The following is a 689-nucleotide window of genomic DNA, read 5'->3' as shown; positions in this document are numbered from 1 at the left end:
TGGCGATCATCAGCTTGCCCAGGGCACTGTCGATGCGCTGCTTCATGCGTGTGATCAGGTCGGGCTTGTCGGTGGGGGCCTTGCCTGAGAAGAAGGCCACCTGGCGAACTTTGGTCTGATCAGGCTTGCGCAGACATTGGTCCCGCAATCCACAGGCCTGGCAGTCGCGAACAGTGCCTCTGAACTTGATGGCCATCAGGCCATTGATCACACAGTTCGATCCGTTGCCGTAAAGACGCTTGCCTGCTGGGCAAGTGCATGTGCCGTTGTCCCTGTCCCAGTGGAAGTCGTCCTGGTCGAAGAGCGTGACCTTGTTGGTATTGGTGGGCTTGGCGCTCTTGTCGTACAGCGGATCATCCTTGGCGCGGTGGTGCTCCTGGCCGGCATACCGAGGGTCACGCTGGCGATAGCCGTTGTCAGCGATGAAGGCCGGGACACCCGCCTGATCCAGGTGCTCGAGGCCCGCCTTGCTGTGATAACCGGCATCAGCGGTGATCACGGTACTGGCATCACGGTAAGGCTCGGTGGCATCGACCACCGGCGCCAGCAAGGCCTGCTCTGATCCAGTGCCGAAGGCCTGTGCATCAATGATGACCTGATGCTTGGCATCGACGGCAGCCACACCCGTGTAGCCCTGGATGACGCCCTTGTCGGTGGCCATCTTGGCCGAGTCGTTGTCGGTGAGGTTG

General features: G+C 61.0%; 1 protein-coding gene. It reads right to left on the bottom strand.

From position 1 onward, the window contains the following. Positions 1-689: transposase (locus tag EIP75_RS23850; RefSeq protein ID WP_148100986.1), on the bottom strand; the 689-nt coding region annotated here is incomplete at both ends.

It is taken from the genome of Aquabacterium soli (assembly GCF_003933735.1).
GTDB classification, from domain to species: domain Bacteria; phylum Pseudomonadota; class Gammaproteobacteria; order Burkholderiales; family Burkholderiaceae_C; genus Aquabacterium; species Aquabacterium soli.
Note: the sequence above shows the minus strand (reverse complement) of the source record. Positions and strands in the feature narration are given on the sequence as shown.